The organism is Aeromonas sp. 602396, assembly GCF_049173735.1.
Taxonomy (GTDB): domain Bacteria; phylum Pseudomonadota; class Gammaproteobacteria; order Enterobacterales; family Aeromonadaceae; genus Aeromonas; species Aeromonas veronii_A.
Genome location: NZ_JAAKSD010000002.1, coordinates 290,287 through 313,644, shown reverse-complemented (window position 1 = coordinate 313,644; position 23,358 = coordinate 290,287). Strand labels below are relative to the sequence as shown.

The following is a 23,358-nucleotide window of genomic DNA, read 5'->3' as shown; positions in this document are numbered from 1 at the left end:
GGCATCCTCCGAGTCGCATCATGCAGCTATCACCGCCACCATAAAAAACGCCAGCCTTGCGGCTGGCGTTCTCATTGGGGTTGAAGTGACTTATTTCAGATCGAAACGGTCATTGTTCATCACCTTGACCCAGGCCTTGACGAAGTCTCGGACGAACTTCTCCTTGCCATCTTGCTGGGCATAGACCTCGGCGTAGGCACGCAGCACCGAGTTGGAGCCAAACACCAGATCAACCCGGGTAGCAGTCCACTTCACCGCACCACTCTGGCGATCCACGATCTGGTAACTGTTGCGGCCAGTCGGCTGCCAGCTATAGGCCATGTCGGTCAGGTTGACGAAGAAGTCGTTGCTGAGCACACCGACCCGGTCGGTAAAGACGCCGTGGGCCGACCCGCCATGGTTGGTGCCAAGCACCCGCATACCGCCGACCAGCACAGTCATCTCGCGGGCGGTAAGCCCCAGCAACTGGGCACGGTCGAGCAGCATCTCCTCCGGCTGCACCTTGTAGTGCCCCTTCTGCCAGTTGCGGAAACCATCGTGAACCGGCTCGAGGAAGGCGAACGACTCAGCATCGGTCTGTTCGGCGCTGGCATCGCCGCGGCCCGGCGCAAAGGGAACGACGATATCGACGCCAGCCAGTTTGGCCGCCTGCTCCACCGCTGCGCTGCCACCCAGCACAATCAGGTCGGCGATGCTGACCGGCTTGCTCAGGGAGGCCTGCAGGGCGATCAGGGCGTTGAGCACCTTCTCGAGGCGAGCGGGCTCGTTGCCTTCCCACTCTTTCATCGGTGCGAGACGGATGCGAGCACCGTTGGCACCACCGCGATAATCGGAGCCGCGGAAGGTGCGGGCACTGTCCCATGCGGTGGCGATCAAATCGGTTGGCGCCACGCCGCAGGCCAGCAGTTTGGCCTTGATCTCACTAACCTCTTTGTCAGAGAGCTGGTAATCCACCGCCGGAACCGGATCCTGCCACACCATGACTTCGCTCGGCACTTCTGGCCCCAGATAGCGGCTGCGCGGCCCCATGTCGCGGTGGGTAAGCTTGAACCAGGCGCGGGCAAAGGCGTCGGAGAAGAGCGCTTGATCCGCGGCAAAGCGCTCGGAGATCTCCCGATAGACGGGGTCAAAACGCAGCGCCATGTCCGCATCGGTCATGATGGGGTTGCAGCGGATAGAGGGGTCTTCCACGTCCACCGGACGATCTTCCTCCTTGATGGCGACGGGCTCCCACTGCCAAGCACCGGCCGGGCTCTTCTTGAGCCACCAGTCGTGGCCCAGCAGCATCTTGAAGTAGCCGTTGTCCCAGCGGGTCGGGTTGCTGGTCCAGGCACCTTCGATCCCGCTGGTCACCGTATCACGGCCGATACCGCGGCTCTCGTGGTTGATCCAGCCAAGCCCCTGTTCGTGCACATCCGCCCCTTCGGGGGCTGGTCCCAGTTTGGCTGCGCTGCCGTTGCCGTGGGCCTTGCCGACGGTGTGGCCACCGGCGGTGAGGGCGACGGTCTCTTCGTCATTCATCCCCATACGGGCAAAGGTGACGCGCATGTCGTGGGCGGTTTTCAGGGGATCGGGATTGCCATCCACCCCTTCCGGGTTGACGTAAATCAGCCCCATCATCACCGCGGCCAGCGGGTTCTCCAGATCCCGTTCGCCGCTGTAACGGCTCCCTTCGCTACCGCTCGGTGCCAGCCACTCCTTCTCGGAGCCCCAATAGACATCTTTTTCCGGATGCCAGATATCCTCGCGGCCACCGGCAAAGCCGAAGGTCTTGAGCCCCATGGATTCATAGGCGACGTTGCCCGCCAGGATCATCAGGTCAGCCCAGGAGATCTTGTTGCCGTACTTCTGTTTGATCGGCCACAGCAGACGGCGCGCCTTGTCGAGGTTGCCGTTGTCTGGCCAGCTGTTGAGGGGAGCGAAGCGCTGGTTGCCGGTGTTGGCACCGCCGCGTCCGTCGGTAGCGCGATAGCTGCCGGCGGAGTGCCAGGCCATGCGGATCATCAGGCCGCCATAGTGACCCCAGTCTGCCGGCCACCAGGGCTGGCTGTCGGTCATCAGGGCATGCAGATCGGCTTTGAGGGCATCGTAATCGAGGCTGTTGAAGGCATCGGCATAATCGAAAATCTCATCCATCGGATTGGTCTTGCTGTCATGCTGGTGCAGGATGTCGAGGTTAAGGGCATTGGGCCACCAGACTTGATGCTCCTGGCTGGCAGAGGTATTGGCACCGTGGGCAAAGGGGCACTGACCGGCCCCGCTAGCGTGTTTGTCCATCTATCAGATCCTCATTGTGGTCATAATGACGGCGAAACCCTTCGCTTCGCAGTAGAGACTAGCCTACCCCCCACCAGTCACTTAAAAAACCGAATAAAAAAGTTCAATTCAATCTGGTTTTGCGATTGAACTATCTCGTCACCGGGTAACAAACAGAACAATGCAGGCGCTGGCAGAGTAGTAGTGGCATAGATCACACACGCTTGTTGAACCCACTGTTAACATGTTGCCATTGCACATCAGACGACAGCGTTGAAATGGACTTCACACCCGTTATTGCGATTCTACTGGGCCAGTTCTGGTATCTGCTGCCCCTGTTGTTGATTGCCACCCTGATCAAAACGCCCAGGTTCAAGGGGATGGTTGGGGAGGCATTTATCAACTTGGGCATCCGGCTTTTTCTCGACCAGCGGGAGTACCACCTGCTCAAGGATGTGACGCTGCCAACCCCGCAGGGCACTACCCAGATCGACCATGTGATCATCTCGCGCTTCGGGCTATTTGTGATCGAAACCAAGAACATCAAGGGGTGGATATTTGGCAATCCAGCCCACAAGAGCTGGACCCAGCAGCTCTATCGCCGCAGACATACCTTTCAAAATCCCCTGCGCCAAAACTATCTGCACCTGATGACGCTCAAATCCTTGCTGGGTCTTGCTGATCATCAGCTCCATTCGATTATCTACTTTACTGGCGACTGCACCTTTAAAACCCCCATGCCGGATAACGTGATGAACCGCGGGCTTATTCGCTATATCAAGAGTAAAACCACGCAGGTGTTGACCTCTGCCGAAGTCACCAGAGTGATCGACACCATCCAGCGGGGACGACTGGCCGCCAATTGGCAGACCCATAAACAGCATGTGGCGCAGCTAAAGGCGCGCCACAACCAACCTGCCATTCCCTCTTCCCCAAGCAATAACGTCAGCATGGTAAAAGAGGAGCTCCCCATCCTTCATGACACGAGTCACGCCCAGCAGCGTTGCCCGAAATGCGGCAACGCCATGGTGCTTCGCACCGCACGTCGTGGCAGCAACAAGGGGGAACAGTTCTGGGGATGCAGCGCTTACCCGAAATGCCGGCAGATAATCACGCGGCAAGCTGAAGAGCGGTAAACATCGGAAACAACAAGGGCGGCCAATTGGCCGCCCTTGTTGTGTTTCTTAGCGAATGGTCGCCATCTGCCGCACGCAGCGCTGCTCCCTGTCATCCACCCGCTTGGCAAACCAGGCGGTGGTGAGGTTGCGGGTGATCTTGGGGCTTTTCAGCTGAATGCCCGGCAGGATGGCGCGGGGCAACCGCTTGCCCGCTTTCTGGTCTGCCAGCGTGAACACGCGATGATAGAGGTCGCTCTGGCCAAATTCGGCGGTATCGCCGAGTTTCAGGCTCTGATGGATCGCCTGCTGACTCATGTTGATCCGGCTGGCAATGGTATAGACCGCGAGTTCCGTCTTGCCCGGCAGGTCGGAGTCATAGCGGATCAGATCGCCATCCAGAGCCAGCGTGGTACCGCTCAAACGGCTGACGGCGGCCTGAAAAGCGGCGTTGCGACTGGCATACCAACCGGCGTTGAAGTCGGCGAAACGGTAGAGGGTATCGGGGTACTCCGCCTCATAGCCGAAGATATGTTTGGTACCAAACCAGATACCACCGCGACGGGTAAAGACTTCGTGGCGGATGGACTCCTTGACCGGATAGGGGTAACCGCGGGTATTGGCCTCGGCAAAGGCGATGCTCACCTGCATCGGGCCGCCGGTATGCACCGGGTTCATGTTGCCAAACAGGGTCTTGCCCATCGGCAGCATGCTGATCATGTCCTCGAAAATTTCGCTCATCTCCCGCTCGGTGCGAAGCGCATCGATGCGCTCGGCATAGCTCTTGCCGGTCGGCGAGTTGATGGAGAGCGCGGCCCGCACCATAAACTCGGGGATCAGCAGCTTGGCCGCCCGCGAGTTGATCTCCTTCCAGGCGATCTTGCCAAGGCCCGGCACCACGGGGTCGGCCTGATAGGTCGCCTCCTGCTCCGCTACCGCCAGCACGGTACAGACGTTGTGATCGTTGACTGTCACCCCCTGGGTAGTGAGCGCCGTCACCACATCATTGGCCCACCCCTGCTTGTCGACCACATGGCGAGGCAGAAACCTCACGATGCGGCTCTTCATGTCCGCCGGCTTGCGCGGCTGCATGGCTGGCAGGGTCGCCTTTTTGGCGGGCACTGTCGCGCCAGTTGTGTCGCCAGGCGCCGGGACAGAAGCGGGATCGCTGGCACAACCGGCCAGCAGCAAGGGGAGCAGCAGCGCCAGCGTACGCATGGCGGGGGAAATAGAAAAGAGAGAGAGCGTCATCGGATATCCGGTACTGAGGCTGGAGGCAAACCCGCCCGGCGGCGGGCGCACACATGATGGCTCATTGTAGAGAATTGATCCACAAGGCTAAAGTCCCATCGCCTCGCCCCTTCCTCGGACCAGACAGGGGTTGCCGCAACAGGAGCGCCCCCATATATGACCAGATAACAGGTATGACCCGACAACAGCTATGGGCTTTTATCGAGAGTTGTTTACATTTAGAATGCCGCCGCCAGGATGCTCACGGTATGGACCCTATGGATACGCTCGCCCATCTCTTTGCTTACGTGCAGCAGTGGCTGCTCACTCCGATCTGGCACTGCCTGACCGGACTGCTTGATTTCAACGGGCGGCTTGGGCTCCCCTTCCTGCTGATATCCGGTCTTATTGCCTACCTCCTCTACCGTGTGCACCGGCACCAACAAGGCACCGCAGCAGGCAGTTTCGCCGGTTTTCTCGGCGGCCGAGCCATCTGGCTGCATCCCTCCGCGCTCACCCGCCTGTGGGGTGAACGTCCCCGTCTGGCCGAGGCGAGCTGGCTGATGATGCTTTACGGCCTCGGGGTATTTCTGGTCAGCGATTTCGTCCACTACTGGCTGCACCGTGTCTTTCACAGCCGCTGGCTGTGGGAGTTTCACAAGGTGCACCACAGTGCCACAGTGCTGGTGCCGCCGACCGCCAGCCGCATTCATCTGGTGGAGAAGCTCGCTGAAAACCTGCTCAAGGGGAGCGCGCTCGCCCTCTACTCCGGTGCTTTCTACTGGCTGTGCGGCGGCTCCGTGCGCCCCTACACCCTGTTTGGGGTGGGCTATCTGGTGCTGATCTTCAACTCGCTGGCCGCCAATTTGCGCCATAGCCATATCTGGCTGTCGTTTGGCCCGCGGCTGGAGCATATCTTCAACAGCCCGGCCCAGCATCAGATCCACCACAGCCGGGATCCCCGCCACTTCAACCACAACTTCGGGATCAACCTGTCGCTGTGGGATTGGTGGTTCGGCACTCTTTACGTCACCAACCACCAGCCTGAGTCCCTTACCTTCGGGGTCGGCCCGAAAGACAATGTGCGCTACAGTCGCCTGGGCGCGCTGATCCTGCGCCCCTTTCTGGTCACGGCCCGCAAGCTGTGGCATGCCCTGCCCCATCCACGCAGTCGCAAGCCGCAGCCTGATTTACGGTAGCCCCGCTCTTCCCCCCATGAATTTGGCCCCCGTAGCGCCAAACCCGTCGTTATAAAAAAGCCCCCGCCATTGCTGGCGGGGGCTTGTCATCTATGCGGAGCGAGCATGGCTCGCTTGCAAAGTATTAGCGGTTGTTCACCCGCTCGTGCAGCTCCTGCACCGAGTTGACGTTGGCGGTGGCATCCACACTGATGGCCATGCAGGTGGCAAACGCCTCATTCATGGTGGTGGTATACGCCACCTTGTTCTGCAAGGCGGCGCGACGCAGTTGCTTGGAGTCCTGGATCGCCACCCGCCCTTCGGCGGTGTTGACGATGTAGGTGTACTCGCCATTCTTGATGCGATCCAGAATGTGCGGGCGACCTTCGTGCACCTTGTTGACCAGGCGCGGGTTGATGCTCGCTTCACCCAGCGCGACCGCGGTGCCGTGAGTGGCATCCAGCTCGTAGCCCAGCTCCAGCAGCTTGGCGGCCAAGTCGACCACCTGCGCCTTGTCGCTGTGACGCACTGACAAGAGGGCACGACCCTCTTTCGGTACGGCGTGGTTGGCACCCAGCTGCGCCTTGGCATAGGCCTCGGCAAAGCTGCTGCCCACTCCCATAACCTCACCGGTAGAGCGCATCTCCGGCCCCAGCAGCGGGTCAACTCCCGGGAACTTGGCGAACGGCAGTACTACTTCTTTCACCGAGTAGTAGGGCGGGATGATCTCTTTGGTAAAGCCCTGTTCTTGCAGCGACTGACCGGCCATCACACGGGCGGCAATCTTGGCCAGCGGGGCACCGGTCGCCTTGGATACGAACGGCACGGTACGGGCGGCGCGCGGGTTCACCTCGATGAGGTAGATGTCATCGCCCTTGACCGCGAACTGCACGTTCATCAGGCCGATAACGCCGAGCTCCAGCGCCAGCTTGCGCACCTGCTCGCGGATCTCGTCCTGAATTTTCTTGGACAAGGTGTAAGGAGGCAGGGAGCAACCGGAGTCACCGGAGTGGATACCGGCCTGCTCGATGTGCTCCATGATGCCGCCGATGACCACATCGGTGCCGTCGCAGATGGCATCCACGTCCAGCTCGGTGGCATCGTCCAGGAAGCGGTCCAGCAGTACCGGCGATTCGTTGGAGACGCTTACCGCCTCGGCGAAGTAGCGACGCAGATCCTGCTCGTCATAGACGATTTCCATGGCGCGGCCACCCAGCACGTAGGAGGGGCGAACCACCAGCGGGTAGGTGATACGTTCGGCCAGCAGCACGGCCTGCTCCAGTGCGGTGACGGTGCCGTTTTCCGGCTGCTTGAGGCCGAGGCGCTCGACGGCAGACTGGAAGCGCTCGCGGTCTTCGGCGCGGTCGATGGCATCCGGGCTGGTACCGATGATCGGCACGCCGTTGGCTTCCAGTGCACGGGCCAGTTTCAGCGGGGTCTGGCCACCGTACTGGACAATCACGCCCTTGGGTTTTTCGATGCGCACGATTTCCAGCACATCTTCCAGGGTCACCGGCTCGAAGTAGAGGCGATCCGAGGTGTCATAATCGGTCGAGACGGTCTCCGGGTTGCAGTTGACCATGATGGTCTCGTAACCATCTTCGCGCAGGGCCAGCGCCGCGTGCACGCAGCAGTAGTCAAACTCGATACCCTGACCGATACGGTTCGGGCCGCCGCCGATGATCATGATCTTGTCGCGGTTGCTCGGGGCCGCTTCGCACTCCTCGTCATAGCTGGAGTACATGTAGGCGGTGTTGGTGGCGAACTCGGCGGCGCAGGTATCGACCCGCTTGTAGACCGGGAAGATGTTGTGGCGGGCACGCAGTTTGCGCACTTCCCCTTCGGCCACACCGAGGATCTTGGCCAGACGGGCATCGGCAAAGCCTTTGCGCTTGAGGGCACGCAGGAAGTCGGCATCGAGACCGGCCATGCCGCGCTCTTTCACCTCTTCTTCCAGTTTCACCAGGTCTTCAATCTGTACCAGGAACCAGGGGTCAATCTTGGTCAGCTTGAAGATGCCATCCATGGAGAGACCGGCGCGGAATGCATCGGCGATGTAGAAGATACGGTCGCTACCTGCATCCTGCAGCTCGTGACGGATGCGGGTCAGGGAGTCCGGGGCATTGAGGTCAACCATGGGGTCGAAGCCGGTTTTGCCGGTCTCGAGGCTGCGCAGCGCCTTGTGCAGGGACTCCTGGAAGTTGCGGCCGATGGCCATCACTTCACCGACCGACTTCATCTGGGTCGTCAGACGGTCGTTGGCACCGGCGAATTTTTCGAAGTTGAAGCGCGGTACCTTGGTGACCACGTAGTCGATGGCCGGCTCGAAGGAGGCCGGAGTGCGACCGCCGGTGATGTCGTTCATCAGCTCGTCGAGGGTGTAACCGATGGCGAGCTTGGCGGCGATCTTGGCGATGGGGAAACCGGTCGCCTTGGAGGCCAGCGCAGAAGAGCGCGACACCCGCGGGTTCATCTCGATGATGACCATGCGACCATCTTTCGGGTTGATGCCGAACTGGACGTTGGAGCCGCCGGTTTCGACACCGATCTCGCGCAGCACCGCCATGGAGGCGTTGCGCATCAGCTGGTACTCCTTGTCGGTCAGCGTCTGGGCTGGCGCGACCGTGATGGAATCACCGGTGTGGATACCCATGGGGTCGAAGTTTTCGATGGCGCAGACGATGATGCAGTTGTCGTTGCGATCCCGCACCACTTCCATCTCGTACTCTTTCCAGCCGATCAGCGACTCGTCGATGAGCAGTTCTTTGGTCGGGGAGAGATCCAGACCGCGCTCGCAGATCTCGACGAACTCTTCGGTGTTGTAGGCGATGCCGCCACCCGAGCCACCCATGGTAAAGGAGGGACGGATGATGCAGGGGAAACCGACCATCTGCTGCACGCCCCACGCCTCTTCCATGTTGTGGGCGATGCCGGCACGCGGGCACTCCAGGCCGATGCTGCGCATCGCCTTGTCAAAGCGGGAGCGATCTTCGGCCTTGTCGATGGCGTCGGCGGTGGCACCGATCATCTCGACACCGAACTCGGCCAGCACGCCATGCTTCTCCAGCGCCAGTGCGCAGTTGAGCGCGGTCTGGCCGCCCATGGTGGGCAGGATGGCGTCCGGGCGCTCTTTCTTGATGATTTCGCGCACCACTTCCCAGGTGATGGGCTCGATGTAGGTGGCGTCTGCCATCTCCGGGTCGGTCATGATGGTGGCCGGGTTGGAGTTGACCAGAATGACGCGGTAGCCCTCCTCGCGCAGGGCTTTGCACGCCTGGGCGCCGGAGTAGTCAAATTCGCAGGCTTGGCCGATGACGATGGGGCCGGCGCCGAGGATCAGGATGCTCTGAAGGTCGTTACGTTTTGGCATGAAACTCTTTCCTCTATTTCTTAGGCGCGATACTGCTTAATCAATTCAATAAAGTGGTCAAAAAGACCGGCACAGTCGTGCGGGCCCGGGCTCGCTTCGGGGTGCCCCTGGAAGCTGAAGGCCGGACGGTCGGTGCGATGGATACCTTGCAGGGAACCATCGAACAGGGAGACGTGGGTGGCGCGCAGGCAATCCGGCAGGCTGTTCTCGTCTACCGCAAAGCCGTGGTTCTGAGCGGTGATCATGACGGTGTTGTCATCGAGGCTCTTCACCGGATGGTTGGCGCCGTGGTGGCCAAACTTCATCTTGACGGTCTTGGCACCGGAGGCCAGACCCAGCAGCTGGTGACCCAGACAGATGCCGAATACCGGCGTGTTGGTATTAAGGAAAGCCTTGATGGCCTCGATGGCGTAGTCGCACGGCTCGGGGTCGCCGGGGCCGTTGGAGAGGAAGATGCCATCCGGGTTCATCGCCAGTACCTCGGCGGCCGGGGTCTTGGCAGGCACCACGGTCAGGCGGCAGCCACGGTCAACCAGCATCCGCAGGATGTTGCGCTTGACGCCAAAGTCATAGGCTACCACGTGGTATTTCAGCTGGTCGGCATCCGGGGTGACATGCCCCTTGCCAAGCTGCCAGCTCCCTTCGGTCCAGTTGTACGCTTCACCAACCGTGACCTCTTTGGCCAGATCCATCCCCTTCAGACCGGGGAAGGCGCGGGCCTGTTCGAGGGCATAGGCTTCATCGACCTGTTTGCCTGCCAGAATGCAGCCAGCCTGAGCGCCTTTCTCGCGCAGGATGCGGGTCAGTTTACGGGTGTCGATGTCGGCGATGCCAACGATGTTGTGAGACTTGAGGTATTCGGAGAGGGATTGCTGATTGCGGAAATTGGAGGCAAGTATCGGAAGGTCCCGGATGATCAATCCCTGAGCATGGATCTGACTGGACTCTTCATCTTCGCTGTTAGTGCCGGTGTTGCCTATATGGGGGTAAGTGAGGGTGACTATCTGACGGGAATAAGAGGGATCGGTGAGGATTTCCTGATAGCCCGTCATCGACGTATTGAAAACCACTTCACCAACGGAACATCCCTCGGCGCCTATCGACACGCCTTTGAACACAGTTCCATCTTCCAGCACTAGCAATGCAGTGTGATTCAAGACAACCTCCAGTTATTTAGCTTTAAATTCAGCAATTTACCTGGGTGTTGCGGGCTCGGTTCCGGTCTTGGACAGGACTCGAACCCGGCAGATTTCTGGCAAATTGGGCGCATTCTACTTAAAAAAAGTGGCATTTCAACGTCTTTTCTCAGATGAAATGCATCTAAATTCAATAAAAAAGCAACATTACCCATTATCTATGCACTTGGTCGCTTTGCAACCCCCTCCCACGAAAGAAAAGGAAAAACCACCACCAAAAGATGCCACCAAGCCAGAGATAACGACAAAAACAAACAAAAAACCCAATTAAAACAATGGCGTTTATTTTTACAAAAAAAAACATTAATGACAAATTTAACGCTTTTATGATGACAAGAGTGAGCATGAAAAATGGAAAACGTTTTTCTGTGTTTGAATTTTTAGTCTTTTCCGGTCCGTGTAAAAAAATGGCTTTACCCGCCATAAAGATGCTCAAATCTGTTACCTGGTGATGACATTCAGGAAGGAAAAATCTGGTGGATAACGCAATAGTGTGATTTATAAGGCATTCAGATAAAAATTGCAGGCAGTGTGTTTTTTTATACAAACTCTGGCTAACTGACAGCAAAAACCCCGGCAAGCCGGGGTTTTTCACTGGGTAGCAGTAATACGAAAGTGCCGCTCAGAGGCATCACTTGAGATTGAGCACATCCTGCATGTCATAAAGACCGGCCCCCTGCTGACCAAGCCACTTGCCCGCTCGCACAGCACCGTTGGCGAAGGTCAGGCGACTGGAGGCCTTGTGGCTGATCTCCACCCGCTCGCCGATATCGGCAAACATGACGGTATGCTCCCCCACCAGATCGCCGGCGCGAATGGTGGCAAAGCCGATAGTGTTGCGATCCCGCTCGCCAGTGATCCCCTCGCGACCATAGACGGCGCACTCCTTGAGATCCCGGCCCAGGGTTTTGGCGACCACTTCCCCCATGGAGAGGGCAGTACCGGATGGCGCATCCACCTTGTGGCGATGGTGGCCCTCGATGATCTCGATGTCGGTGTAATCCCCCATCACCTTGGCGGCCTGCTCCAGCAGCTTGAACACCAGGTTGACCCCGACCGAGTAGTTGGAGGCGAACACGATACCGATCTGCTTGCCAGCCTCTTTCAGAGCAGCCTTGCCTGCATCGTCAAAACCGGTGGTGCCGATCACCATCTGCTTGTGGTGGGCCAGCGCAAAGGCCAGATTGGCCAGGGTCACCTCGGGGCGGGTGAAGTCGATGATAAGATCAAACTCGTCACGCACCTTGTCAAGACTGTCACTGATGGCCACACCCAGATGGCCCAGCCCATTGAGCTCACCGGCATCAAGACCGATCACCGCCGAGCCCGGCCGCTCCAGCGCAGCACCAACCACCACGCCATCGGTGTTGGTGATGGCCTCCAGCAGCACCTTGCCCATACGACCATTACAGCCCATCACAGCCACACGGATCGGATTGTCCATCTCCACCCTCTCATCTCTTTTAATTATGGAAAGAGACCGTTTTACCAGCCTGCGCCGGGTTTGAAAAGCCATGATGCCACCACTCCTTGCAGCACTCGTCAACGGCCCCATCCACCGGCTGGCCAAGAACTTCCTTTTGGTCACAGGCCGTTTTCATCGTCTCACTCCATCATTTGGCAGACCGGGTGCCATCTGATAGGTTCGAACGAGTGAAATGCCAGCATAAGCAAAATCAGGGCAACACCCGTGTCGATATCAAATGAGGTGCAAAGATGAGCGCAGGATTGCTGTTTGCTGTGGGGTTGATATCACTGACCTTGGTCATGCTGGCCGCGGCTCTGCTGTTTGGCGGGCCGAGTCCGGCACCGGCGATGGCCAGCATCAACGACCCTTTCAAGGGGAGTGGCTGGAGCAACATGCCACCTCTCTCAAGATACCCGGCGCGTGACGGCACGCAGCTGGCCTATCGGCACTATGGCGCAGAGGAGCACGCAGAGAACAACAAGGTCAAGGGCAGCGTGGTACTGGTTCACGGCTCTTCTGCCAGCAGCCAGAGCATGCACAAGATGGCGAGCGCCTTTTCGCAAGCGGGATACGACGCCTACGCCCTCGACATTCGCGGCCATGGCGCATCGGGCAACAAAGGCACCATTTCCTACATCGGTCAGCTTGAGGACGATCTGGAAGATTTCATCAAGTCGGTAGCCCCCGACAAGCCTGCAACACTCGTCGGCTTCTCGTCAGGGGGTGGCTTTGTCCTGCGTGTTGCTGGCAGTACGCGACAAACCCTGTTCGAGAGTTATCTGCTGCTCTCCCCCTATCTCGGCCCCACCGCCGCCAACTACCGGCCCAACAGCGGTGGCTGGGTGCGTGTCGGCTTGCCTCGCCTCATCGCCCTGAGCATCCTCAACGGTTTCCATATTTCCGCACTCAACCATCTGACCGTGCTGAACTTTGCCCTTAATGATGAGGCGAAATCCCTGCTGACCCCCTCCGACTCCTTCAACCTTGCCTCGAACTTTCAGCCAGAGCGCGACTATCAGCAGAATTTGCGCAATGTGCAACGCCCCTGCGCCGTGATCGCGGGTGCAAATGACGAAGCCTTTCAAACAGATCAACTTGAACCTGAGTTAAGACGTCTCGGCATCTTCTGGCCTGTCACCCTGCTGCCCGGAATTGGCCACATTCCGCTGACGCTGGAACAGGATGCTCTCGCGACAGCCGTTCAGGCGGTGGAGAAACTGACACAGTAACCACACAGCCCAGGTCTTGTGTCCACGAGTTCTGGAAATATCCGCACCATGCTCACGTAGAGATAGAGAGAGGTGCGGCTGACGTTTGGCAGCGGGAGAAATCCCCAAGATGGCATGCAGAGATCTTATCGTTTACCTCTTTCCTTATTAAAGGCACGCGATACCCGCGGACTGCGTCAGAACGGAAATGAACAATAAACAGCGCCAACTTCTTTTTCCGAATATTCTTTGGATATCTCAACAACACCAGAATCATCAAACAAAAACACTTATCCATCTGGACGTCTATCTTGACCAAGCGAGGTTGACTCACTACTGTGGGCACCCCAATGCGGCAGGATGCCCGCCCTGTTTTCCCCCTATCCCTATCCGATACAGGTACAAAGCAGTTTATGACAGGAGGTCATTGTTCAATTTCAGAGGAACACATGATCCAGACTCAACCCAGTGCCAGGGCCTTGCTGCCACTTCTGGTTTTTCTCGCACTCTTTATCGGTACCGGTACCTGGCTGACCCTGCAGGGGGTCGAGTTCGCCTTCTATCAGCTGCCCGCTCCGGTTGCAGCCTTGCCTGCGGTGATGCTCGCCCTGCTGCTTGGCAAAGAGAGCTTCAACAGCAATCTGGAGACCTTCTTCAAGGGGGTTGGCCACAGCAATATCATGGCGATGTGCCTTATCTATCTGCTGGCAGGGGCCTTTGCCAGCGTGGCCAAGGCCACCGGCGGCGTTGATGCCACTGTGGCGCTGGGTCTCTCCCTCATCCCCGGCTGGGCACTGCTGCCCGGGCTGTTCCTCATCTCTGCCTTTATTGCCACCGCCATGGGTACCTCCATGGGCACCATAGGTGCCGTGGCGCCGGTGGCCCTTGGCGTAGCGCAGGCAGCCGGTATTGATCCTGTGCTGATGGCAGGCACCATTCTCTCCGGCGCCATGTTTGGCGATAACCTCTCCATCATCTCCGACACCACCATAGCAGCAACCCGCAGCCAGGGATGCGAGATGAAGGACAAGTTCCGCGAAAACTTCAAGATTGCGGCCCCAGCTGCCATCGCAGTGATCCTGCTCTATCTGACCCTGGGCTCAGTGGGTGAATCCCCGGCCAGCGGCAGCGCCATCGAGCTGTTCAAGGTGATGCCTTATCTGCTGATCCTGGGGCTGGCGCTCGCCGGAGTGAATGTGTTTGTGGTGCTGGGAATCGGTATTCTGGCCGCCGGAGTGGTGGGCATGATCAACGGCTACGCCATCGGTCAGTTCAGCAAGGATATCTATCAGGGCTTTACCGGCATGCAGGAGATCTTCCTGCTCTCCATGCTGATCGGCGGTCTCGGCGCCCTGATGGAGCGTCAGGGTGGTCTGGCCTGGATCAGTGAGCGCATCAGCGCCCTGATTGCCCGTTTCACTCGCGAGCACAATGGTGAACAGAACGAGAAAGCCGCCGAGCTCGGCATCGCCGGGGTGGTGAGCCTCACCAACCTCTGCACCGCCAACAACACGGTGGCTATTATCGTCGCCAGCAAGGTAGCCCGGGATCTGGCCGAACACCACGGTGTCACCCCGCGCCGCGCCGCCTCCATGCTCGATATTTTCTCCTGCGTGGTACAGGGTCTGATCCCTTGGGGCGCACAGGCGCTGCTTCTGGGATCCATCTTCGCCCTGTCACCGCTGGCGGTAGTGAGCATGAGTTTCTACCCGATGGCACTCGCTGTAGCAGCACTCATTGCCGTGTTTGTGAAGCACCAGATGCGCGGCAAAGCTGACAAGTAACAGACCAGAGGCTGGCGCGCCGACATGCTGTCAACAGGGGCCACCCCCTGGCCCTTGTTGACTCACTAACGGCTCAGCCAGCATTTATCCCACCGTTCCGGGCATAAGCCGTCCGGGGCGAGAGTTCCCCTGCCCCCCTTAACGTCAAGAGTGAATGTGCTAAGGTAGAGCGCGTTCAAGCCATCGATGCGCAGCTATACCAGAGGTTCCCCATGCATGAGTCCCAACCCGAACGTCAATCCCTGCGCCAACTGGTTCGTCAACGCCGCAAAAATCTGAGTCCGGCCGAGCAGCAAGCGGCGGCCCAACAGCTGCTGGCCCAGTTCAAGCAACACCCCGAGATCCTCGCCGCCAAACGCATTGCCCTCTATCTGGCCAATGATGGGGAGATCAACCCCTTGCCCACCATCCATTGGCTGTGGGCCCAGCACAAAGAGGTCTACCTGCCGGTGCTCCACCCCTTTACTCCGGGTCACCTGCTCTTTTTGCGCTATACCGCCACCAGCCCCATGGTGCGCAACCGCTACGGCATCGAAGAGCCGGAGCTGGATATCCTGCAGGTGGTGCCCCACAGCACGCTCGATCTTATCTGCACCCCGCTGGTCGCCTTTGATGCTCAGGGTAATCGCCTTGGCATGGGGGGCGGCTACTACGATCGCACTCTCGCCATCTGGCATGAGCACAAGCTGGGGCCCAAGCCGCTCGGCATTGCCCACGACTGCCAGCAGGTAGATGCGGTCCCGCAAGAGGAGTGGGATGTGCCGCTGCCCCAGATCATCACCCCGAGCCACTGCTGGCGCTTTGAATAGGCTGTTTTTGGCAGGCAGCCCCTGCTTTGTGCGCGCAAACGCAGAATAAACAGGCAAACGATTTACAAAGTCCCTCTTTTTGCCCCGGAACGTGAGCAACAAGGTCGCGACGGGGTACCGGGTTGGATATAATGCGCCCGCTTTTTTCTTAAGGAACGATCATGACTCAAGATGAAATGAAGAAGGCGGCCGGTTGGGCTGCGCTCAAGTATGTGGTTCCCGGCACCATCGTCGGGGTGGGCACCGGCTCTACCGTCAACCACTTTATCGACGCGCTGGCGACCATGAAGGACGAGATCAAGGGGGCGGTATCCAGCTCCGTGGCCTCTACCGAGCGCCTCAAGGGCTTCGGCATCACCGTATTTGATCTCAACGAGATCGACGCCCTCTCCGTCTATGTGGATGGCGCCGACGAGATCAACGCAACCCGCGACATGATCAAGGGCGGTGGCGCAGCCCTGACCCGCGAGAAGATCGTTGCCGCCGTCGCTGACAAGTTCATCTGCATCATCGACAACACCAAGACCGTCGACGTGCTGGGCCAGTTCCCGCTGCCGGTGGAAGTGATCCCGATGGCCCGCGAATACGTGGCCCGCGAAATTCGCAAACTGGGTGGCAACCCGGTGTGGCGTGAAGGGGTGGTCACCGACAACGGCAACCACATTCTGGATGTGAAAGGCATGGCCATTACCGACGCCAAGGCGTTGGAAGTGCGACTGAACGCCATTGTTGGCGTGGTCACCAACGGCCTGTTCGCCGCCCGCGGCGCCGATGTGGTCCTGATCGGTACGCCGGACGGCGTGATTACCCAGTAATCCCGACACCGGCAGCACAGTGCAGCGGCATCCTCCCTCGCCCGCCAGCGCCACTCTGCCACCTCTGACGCAGCAGCGGCGTTGATTGAGCCCCGGGATGGGATATGACCCAAACATTGCACTGTGAATAAATGACGGCGCCTGATGGCGCCGTTTTTATTTATCCCTCAACAAGTTGCATACGGATGTTTACAACATTCGTTGATAACTTCAAAGAATTTGACTTTCGTCACAAATATTCCCTCTCCCAAACGTTTTTGCTACTTTACGGTTTTCTTCGCACACCAAATCTGCACTTACGTTTGCACATACAGAGGGATCGTCATGACTGCCAAGTTTTCGTTGGACAAGGATAAAATCAAGGTTCTGCTGCTGGAGGGGGTTCATCCCAACACCGTAGAGACCTTTCGTGCCGCAGGTTACACCAGTGTGGAGTATCTCAAGACCTCGCTCTCCGAAGAGGAGCTGATCGAGCAGATCCGCGACGTCCATTTCATCGGGCTGCGCTCCCGCACCCAGATCACCGAGAAAGTCCTCGACGCCGCCAACAAGCTGGTCGCCATCGGCTGCTTCTGCATCGGTACCAACCAGGTCGAGCTGGAAGCGGCCCAGATCCGCGGTATTCCGGTCTTCAACGCCCCCTTCTCCAACACCCGTTCGGTCGCCGAGCTGGTTCTGGGTGAGATCCTGCTGCTGCTGCGCGGCATCCCAGAGAAAAACGCCAAGTGCCATCGCGGCGTGTGGGAAAAACTGGCCAACCGCTCGGTGGAAGCGCGCGGCAAGAAGCTCGGCATCATCGGCTACGGCCACATCGGAACCCAGCTTGGCATCATCGCCGAGAGCATCGGCATGAAGGTTTATTACTACGATATCGAGAACAAGCTCTCGCTGGGTAACGCCATTCAGGTGCCAAGCATGGTCGAGCTGCTCAATATGTCTGACGTCATCAGCCTGCATGTGCCGGAGACCGCCTCCACCAAGAACATGATCGGTGCCGAGCAGCTGCGGATGATGAAACCGGGCGCCATCTTCATCAACGCCGCCCGCGGTACCGTGGTGGATATCGATGCGCTGGCTGACGTCATCAAGAGCGGGCATATCGCCGGCGCTGCCATCGACGTCTTCCCGGTCGAGCCCAAGTCCAATGACGAAGAGTTCCAAAGCCCGCTGCGTGGGCTGGAAAACGTCATCCTGACCCCGCACATCGGTGGCACCACCCATGAAGCGCAGGAGAACATCGGGCTGGAAGTGGCCAACAAGCTGGTCAAATACTCCGACAACGGCTCCACCCTCTCCGCCGTCAACTTCCCGGAAGTGTCGCTGCCGGGCCACAAGGGCTCCAGCCGCCTGCTGCACATTCACCGCAACCAGCCGGGTGTGATGAACCAGATCAACCAGATCTTCGCCGAAGAGGGGATCAACATCGCCGGTCAATACCTGCAGACCAGCAGCCATATCGGTTACGTGGTGATCGACGTGGAGACCGAGCACAGCGAGAAGGCGCTCGCCAAGCTCAAGGAGATCAACGGCACCATCCGCGCCCGCATCCTCCACTGATAGACCCTTATCTGCGCAGCAAAAAGCCCGTCGTGATGACGGGCTTTTTTATGAAGCAGAACCTCAAAACAGCATGGTGGCTTACCACCACCCCAACAGATTGCGGCCTACCAGCGCGCCCCATACCAGAGCGTTCAGGGCCAGCGCAATAAAGACGGCGGCGGAGCCCAGATCCTTGGCACGACCGGAGAGCTCGTGATGCTCGGAGCCAACCCTGTCTACCACAGCTTCAATGGCGGAGTTGAGGATCTCGACGATCACCACCAGCCAGCTGATGACGATAAGCAGCAGGATCTGGTTGAGAGAATCCCCCAGCCAGAAGGCCAGCGGCATCAGCAGCAGGATCAGCATCAGCTCCTGCCGAAACGCCGCCTCGTTAATCCAGGCTGACTTGAGCCCCTTCATGCTGTAACCGGTTGCGTTGATGATGCGGGTGACCCCGGTTGCCCCTGGCTTTGCCACGCTATCTACCTCATTTGGAATCGATTTTGGCCTCACATCCTATCAGAGCCCCCCAAGGTTTCAATCAGGGGACTTTTGCTTTATTTTATCTCTTTGCTTTTTCGCCCCTTGCGGCTGACACCACCCACTCGAGACTTGAGTTGTATGTCCATTCACACAGATGAATTGCGCACCCGTCGCCTGGAGTCACTGATCACTCCGAGCGAGCTCGCACACGCGTTTCCGATCACCGATACCATTGCCCAGAATCTGCTGGATGCCCGTCGCGAAGTGGAAGCCATTCTGGCTGGAGACGATCAGCGCCTGCTGGTCATCGTCGGCCCCTGTTCCATCCATGATCCCGCTGCTGCTCGCGAGTATGCCCAGCGCCTCAACGCCCTGCGCGAGCAGTATAAAGAGAGCCTCTGCATCGTGATGCGCACCTATTTCGAGAAGCCGCGCACCATCGTCGGCTGGAAGGGACTGATCAACGATCCGCGCCTCGATGGCAGTTTCGACGTCAACGAAGGGCTGAAACTGGCGCGCAAACTGCTGGTCGACATCAACGAGATCGGCATGCCAACCGCCACCGAATTCCTCGATATGGTGACTGGCCAGTATATTGCCGACCTCATCACCTGGGGCGCCATCGGCGCACGCACCACCGAATCCCAGGTACACCGCGAGATGGCTTCGGCCCTCTCCTGCCCGGTTGGCTTCAAGAACGGCACCGACGGCAATACCCGCATCGCCATCGATGCGGTGCGCGCCGCCCGCCACAGCCACATCTTCTATTCGCCGGACAAGGACGGCAAGATGACCATCTACCGCACCGCCGGCAACCCCTTTGGTCATGTGATCCTGCGTGGCGGCCACCGCCCCAACTACGACACCGCCAGTGTCGATGAAGCGTGTGAAGCGTTGGCCGATGTGGGCCTGCCGGAGCGTCTGGTGGTCGATTTCAGCCACGGCAACAGCATGAAGGATCACCGCCGTCAGCTGCTGGTGGCGCAAGATATCTGCGATCAACTGCGCCGCGGCCGTACCGGCATCGCCGGCATCATGGCAGAAAGCTTCCTGGTGGAAGGGCGTCAGGATGTGGAGAACGGCTGCGCCGCCACCTTCGGCCAGAGCATCACCGATGCCTGCCTGTCATGGAGCGACACCGAAACCCTGCTGGCGATGCTGGCAGAGGCTGCGCAGGTGCGCCTTGCCAAGCGGCAAGCCTGAGCCCCGATGACAAATATCGGCTGGCAGATAGTCCCCCTCGATGAGACGCTGCTGGCGCAGTGGGCAACCCTGCGCCAGCAGCTGTGGCCGCATCACGCACTTTCGGCCCACCTGCAGGAAGGGGTTGAGATGTTGGCCAATGCACATCTCAACGCCTTTCTGGCGCTGGATGAGCAGAGTCAGGCGGTAGGCTTTGCCGATGCAGCCCTGCGCCACGATTACGTGAATGGCTGCAACAGCAGCCCTGTGATGTATCTGGAAGGGGTCTATGTGCAACCGGCCTCGCGCCAGCGTGGGGTGGCCCAAGCCTTGATCGCTCAGGTGGCGCAGTGGGGCCGCGAGCTGGGTTGCCGGGAACTGGCCTCCGATGCCGCCATCGACAATCTTGCCTCGCAGCAGATGCACCAGCGACTCGGCTTTGCCGAAACGGAGCGAGTCGTATTCTTCAAAAAGGCCCTCGGCTGACGCCAAGGGCCTTTCTTGTTTCTCACAAACTGGGCATAAACCAGACCCGACCCGCCGCTTCGATACGATCGGTGCGGATCTGGAATACCTGCGCCAGCAATGCCTCATCCACCAGCTCGACACCCCCTTCGCGCACCACCGCGCCCCCTTGCAGGCAGAGAATGCGGTCCGCCCAGTCGATGGCCAGATTGATATCGTGGATGGCGAGCACCACCAGCAATCCCTGCCCGGCCAGGGTTTTCAGCAAACGCAATAGCGCCAGCTGGTGATGCAGGTCGAGCCCCGCCAGCGGCTCGTCCAGCAGCAGCACCTTGCCGGTCGGATTGAGGCTCGGCCACACCTGCAGCAGGGTGCGGGCAATCAGCACCCGCTGCTGTTCACCGCCCGACAACCGGCTGAAATCACGAGCCAGCAAGGCTTCCAGCTCCAATGCCTCGCACAGTGCGTTTATCGCCTCATTCTGTCTGGCGGGCGCAACCGCCTCATCGAGCCCAAGGCTCAACACCTGAAACACCGGAATATGAAACAGCTGGGGCTGACGCTGGGGTAGCATGGCACGCTGCTTGGCAAGCTCGGGCCAACTCAGGTCAGTAAGCACCACCCCCCCCAGCAGCACTGTGCCATCGGCGGGTAAAATCCCCGCCAGCGCCCCGAGCAGGGTCGACTTGCCACTGCCATTGGGGCCAAGCAGCGCCACCAGCTGGCCGCCATGCCAGCGAAGATCGAGGGGAGAGAGCCGTCCGGCAATGGCGAGTGCGCGCGCCTCCAGCAGCGGCGCAGTAGCACCAGAAGAAACCGGCATGGGATCAGCGGGTGACATCGGCATCTTGCCTCAACAACGGGTAAATAAGGAGACTGCGTGCCCCGACCAAATCATGCAGATATTCATGCAGCACCATCGGCAGTTTGCCTCAATAGCAGGTAGATAAAGAGCGGTGCCCCCACCGAGGCGGTGATGACGCCGATAGGCAACTCCCCCGCGCTCAGGGTGGATCGAGCAACCAGATCGGCCGCCAGCAGCAGGGCCCCGCCGCCAAGCGCCGAGGCAGGCAGCAGAAAGCTCTGATCGCTGCCACCGCAGAGCCGCAGCAGATGGGGCACCACCAACCCGACAAAACCGATGACACCACACAACGACACCGCCACACCGGTCAGCAGACAGACCGCCAGCACCAGCCGCACCCGCATCTTGTCGACATCCATCCCCATCAGGCGGGCCTGGGTCTCCCCCAACAACAACTGTTGCAGCGCCTTGCCCTGCCAGCAGAGCCAGCCCAGGGTGAGCGGCAGCACCAGCCACCACCAGCCGAACTGCTGGCTGCCGTAAGAGAGGCTGCCCATCATCCAGAACATGAATTCACGCAAGGAGCCATCATCGGCAAAGTACATCAACCAGGTCATGGCGGCATTGGTGAGAATGCCGATGGCCACCCCAAACAATAGCAAGCGGGCATGGCCGAGACGCGCCCGGCGCGCCAGCCGAATGAGCAGCATGGTCACCAGCAAGGCGCCACCGAAGGCCGCCAGTGACAGCCCCCAGCCGGGCAGATAGACACCGAGGGATTTGGCTACCGCCATCGCTACCATGGCAGCCAGTCCTGCCCCGCTTGAAACACCAAGCAGCCCGGGCTCCGCCACCGGGTTGTGCAGCATCACCTGCAGCACGGCACCGCCACAGGCAAGCGCTGCACCAGCCAAGAGGGCCAGCAAGGCGCGCGGCAGACGCAGCTCCAGCAGGATGCGCTGTTCGAGATCGCCAAGGGGCTGCCAGGGCAGCAGCACAAACTCGCCCCAGACGAGGGATAAGAGAAACAGCAGCAGGGTCAGCAGCGTCAGGCCACAGAGCCAGCGCCGCTGCCAGCGCTGCTGGCGGGCGATAAGGGAGAGGTACAAGGAAGATCCCCGAATAACAAGGCTTTCCCCCGGCCCTGTCGCAGCGCCTGGGGGAAGCAGGAAAAGGGCATGATAACAGTGGCTTGCCACCCAAGGTCAAGGCTGGTAACGCTTTGCCATCACGCTTATCTCGCCGCTGGCCACCAGATTTTGCAGCGCTACCAGCAAGGGCTGGCGCAACGACTGATGAGGTGAGTGCTTGCTCATCCCCAGATAGAGGGTCACCGGCGTGGCGGGGCGGTAGTCCGCCTTGCCTATCCGGCTGGCATTTCCCTGACTCAGGGCATAGTCCACCTGACAGTCGGTGCCAATCATCAGCGGCAGGTGACCGCGCTGCACCATGCGCAGCAGCTGATCTTCGGTGGGTACTCCGTGCTTGTCGAGGCGACTGTCAGAGTTGAAGGGCTCAAAGTAGGCGGAGTTGAGCACATAGCCCACCTTCACCCCCTGCAGATCGCGGTATTGGTGGATCCGGGCCACATTGATCGGCTGACCATAAAACGCGGGCCAGCACTTGTAGTAGGCAGGCTGCAGATAGTCGATGAACTGCGCCCGCTCGGCGGTATAGGCGAGGCCAATCATCAGATCGACCTGACCGGTTTGCATCTGCTTGAGCGCCCTGCCCCACGGCATCCGCCGTACCTGCAACTCAATGCCGCTCGCCTGTTGCAACCGGCGCAGGATGTCCATGTCGAGCCCCTGCAACCGGCCATCCGCTTGCAGGATGCGAAATGGCGGCCACAGATCAGTGGCCACCGTCAGCGTCGGGGTCGCACACACCGGCATGGCAAATAACAGTAACAACACAATCCCGCATAACTTGCCCATCCCGTCGCATACCTCGCACGGCTTATCCTGTTGGTTAAAAATACCCTCCCGCACCACGTATGAAAACCCGTGGTTCAGGGATAAAATGCGCCGGATTTTCAAGGAGAACCCTATGAACCCGATTTTCACCAGTATCGGTCTGCTGCTCTGCAGCAACGTCTTTATGACCTTCGCCTGGTACGCTCACCTCAAGAGCATGAACCATAAACCCTGGATCATTGCCGCCCTGGTGAGCTGGGGTATCGCTCTGTTCGAATACCTGCTACAAGTGCCCGCCAACCGCATCGGCCATACGGTGATGAGCGTGGGCCAACTGAAAATCCTGCAAGAAGTGATCACACTCACCGTATTCGTCCCCTTCTCTATCTTCTATCTCAAAGAAGAACTGAAATGGGACTATCTCTGGGCAGGGCTCTGCATTCTCGGTGCGGTCTTTTTTGTCTTTCGCGAGAAACTGACCGGCGCCTGAGGCTGTACACTCAATATCATCCCGCTCATGGCATCTCATTGATCGA

Annotated in this window: 19 protein-coding genes; 10 read left to right on the top strand and 9 right to left on the bottom strand. The window is 59.3% G+C overall.

What is annotated here, in order from left to right:
• Positions 1-90 precede the first annotated feature (90 nt).
• Positions 91-2,277 carry a catalase/peroxidase HPI gene (gene katG, locus G5229_RS05020; protein ID WP_421208718.1) on the bottom strand — a complete coding sequence of 729 codons (2,187 nt, stop codon included), beginning with the start codon at positions 2,275-2,277 and terminating at the stop codon, positions 91-93.
• 257 nt (positions 2,278-2,534) lie between these two features.
• Here katG and G5229_RS05015 point away from each other — a divergent pair, with 257 nt between their 5' ends.
• A complete protein-coding gene (locus tag G5229_RS05015; RefSeq protein ID WP_421206484.1) occupies positions 2,535-3,392 on the top strand; it encodes an NERD domain-containing protein in 858 nt (285 codons plus the stop codon).
• 48 nt (positions 3,393-3,440) lie between these two features.
• On the opposite strand, the gene G5229_RS05010 is transcribed toward G5229_RS05015, so the two are convergent.
• Complete coding sequence (locus G5229_RS05010) at positions 3,441-4,622, bottom strand: DUF1615 domain-containing protein (RefSeq protein ID WP_266135089.1); 1,182 nt, start codon at positions 4,620-4,622, stop codon at positions 3,441-3,443.
• A gap of 257 nt (positions 4,623-4,879) precedes the next feature.
• On the opposite strand from G5229_RS05010, the gene G5229_RS05005 reads away from it, so the two are divergent.
• Complete coding sequence (locus G5229_RS05005) at positions 4,880-5,800, top strand: sterol desaturase family protein (RefSeq protein WP_421208755.1); 921 nt, start codon at positions 4,880-4,882, stop codon at positions 5,798-5,800.
• Between the two features lie 124 nt (positions 5,801-5,924).
• Here G5229_RS05005 and carB read toward each other — a convergent pair whose 3' ends face one another.
• The 3 genes from carB to dapB all read right to left on the bottom strand — a co-directional run bounded on the left by carB (position 5,925) and on the right by dapB (position 11,789).
• The gene (carB, locus tag G5229_RS05000) at positions 5,925-9,149 is read right to left on the bottom strand and encodes a carbamoyl-phosphate synthase large subunit (protein ID WP_266135090.1); all 3,225 of its coding nucleotides are present in this window, start codon (positions 9,147-9,149) and stop codon (positions 5,925-5,927) included.
• Positions 9,150-9,169: 20 nt separating this feature from the next.
• Complete coding sequence (gene carA / locus G5229_RS04995; RefSeq protein WP_005337628.1) at positions 9,170-10,306, bottom strand: glutamine-hydrolyzing carbamoyl-phosphate synthase small subunit; 1,137 nt, start codon at positions 10,304-10,306, stop codon at positions 9,170-9,172.
• A 670-nt stretch (positions 10,307-10,976) separates the two neighbouring features.
• The gene (gene dapB / locus G5229_RS04990) at positions 10,977-11,789 is read right to left on the bottom strand and encodes a 4-hydroxy-tetrahydrodipicolinate reductase (RefSeq protein ID WP_005347132.1); all 813 of its coding nucleotides are present in this window, start codon (positions 11,787-11,789) and stop codon (positions 10,977-10,979) included.
• 272 nt (positions 11,790-12,061) lie between these two features.
• Here dapB and G5229_RS04985 point away from each other — a divergent pair, with 272 nt between their 5' ends.
• The 5 genes from G5229_RS04985 (at position 12,062) to serA (ending at position 17,986) form a co-directional block, all read left to right on the top strand.
• Positions 12,062-13,042 (top strand): alpha/beta hydrolase, encoded by a 981-nt coding sequence (locus tag G5229_RS04985; RefSeq protein ID WP_421208717.1) that lies wholly within the window; start codon positions 12,062-12,064, stop codon positions 13,040-13,042.
• Between the two features lie 428 nt (positions 13,043-13,470).
• On the top strand, positions 13,471-14,805 hold the full coding sequence (locus G5229_RS04980; RefSeq protein ID WP_106844006.1) for a Na+/H+ antiporter NhaC family protein: 1,335 nt from the start codon (positions 13,471-13,473) through the stop codon (positions 14,803-14,805).
• A 212-nt stretch (positions 14,806-15,017) separates the two neighbouring features.
• Entirely contained in the window at positions 15,018-15,614 is a 597-nt protein-coding gene (locus tag G5229_RS04975; RefSeq protein ID WP_005337635.1) for a 5-formyltetrahydrofolate cyclo-ligase, read from the top strand.
• A gap of 161 nt (positions 15,615-15,775) precedes the next feature.
• Complete coding sequence (gene rpiA, locus G5229_RS04970) at positions 15,776-16,429, top strand: ribose-5-phosphate isomerase RpiA (RefSeq protein WP_421208716.1); 654 nt, start codon at positions 15,776-15,778, stop codon at positions 16,427-16,429.
• 324 nt (positions 16,430-16,753) lie between these two features.
• Complete coding sequence (serA, locus tag G5229_RS04965) at positions 16,754-17,986, top strand: phosphoglycerate dehydrogenase (protein WP_005337639.1); 1,233 nt, start codon at positions 16,754-16,756, stop codon at positions 17,984-17,986.
• A gap of 81 nt (positions 17,987-18,067) precedes the next feature.
• Here serA and G5229_RS04960 read toward each other — a convergent pair whose 3' ends face one another.
• Positions 18,068-18,448, bottom strand: coding sequence for a diacylglycerol kinase (locus G5229_RS04960; RefSeq protein ID WP_005337641.1), 381 nt, complete (start codon positions 18,446-18,448; stop codon positions 18,068-18,070).
• Positions 18,449-18,592: 144 nt separating this feature from the next.
• Here G5229_RS04960 and G5229_RS04955 point away from each other — a divergent pair, with 144 nt between their 5' ends.
• A complete protein-coding gene (locus tag G5229_RS04955) occupies positions 18,593-19,657 on the top strand; it encodes a 3-deoxy-7-phosphoheptulonate synthase (protein WP_216953269.1) in 1,065 nt (354 codons plus the stop codon).
• A gap of 6 nt (positions 19,658-19,663) precedes the next feature.
• Positions 19,664-20,122, top strand: a complete 459-nt coding sequence (gene aac(6') / locus G5229_RS04950; protein WP_047437493.1) for an aminoglycoside 6'-N-acetyltransferase — start codon at positions 19,664-19,666, stop codon at positions 20,120-20,122.
• 22 nt (positions 20,123-20,144) lie between these two features.
• Here the strand turns inward: aac(6') and G5229_RS04945 are convergent, their stop codons facing one another.
• The 3 genes from G5229_RS04945 to G5229_RS04935 form a co-directional block, all read right to left on the bottom strand.
• Positions 20,145-20,942 carry an ATP-binding cassette domain-containing protein gene (locus G5229_RS04945; RefSeq protein WP_421208754.1) on the bottom strand — a complete coding sequence of 266 codons (798 nt, stop codon included), beginning with the start codon at positions 20,940-20,942 and terminating at the stop codon, positions 20,145-20,147.
• Positions 20,943-21,007: 65 nt separating this feature from the next.
• Positions 21,008-22,015 carry a vitamin B12 ABC transporter permease BtuC gene (gene btuC / locus G5229_RS04940; RefSeq protein ID WP_421208715.1) on the bottom strand — a complete coding sequence of 336 codons (1,008 nt, stop codon included), beginning with the start codon at positions 22,013-22,015 and terminating at the stop codon, positions 21,008-21,010.
• Positions 22,016-22,111: 96 nt separating this feature from the next.
• Positions 22,112-22,843, bottom strand: coding sequence for a substrate-binding periplasmic protein (locus tag G5229_RS04935; RefSeq protein WP_421208714.1), 732 nt, complete (start codon positions 22,841-22,843; stop codon positions 22,112-22,114).
• A 112-nt stretch (positions 22,844-22,955) separates the two neighbouring features.
• Here G5229_RS04935 and G5229_RS04930 point away from each other — a divergent pair, with 112 nt between their 5' ends.
• Positions 22,956-23,312 (top strand): DMT family protein, encoded by a 357-nt coding sequence (locus G5229_RS04930; protein WP_151287233.1) that lies wholly within the window; start codon positions 22,956-22,958, stop codon positions 23,310-23,312.
• The last annotated feature ends 46 nt before the right edge of the window (positions 23,313-23,358 follow it).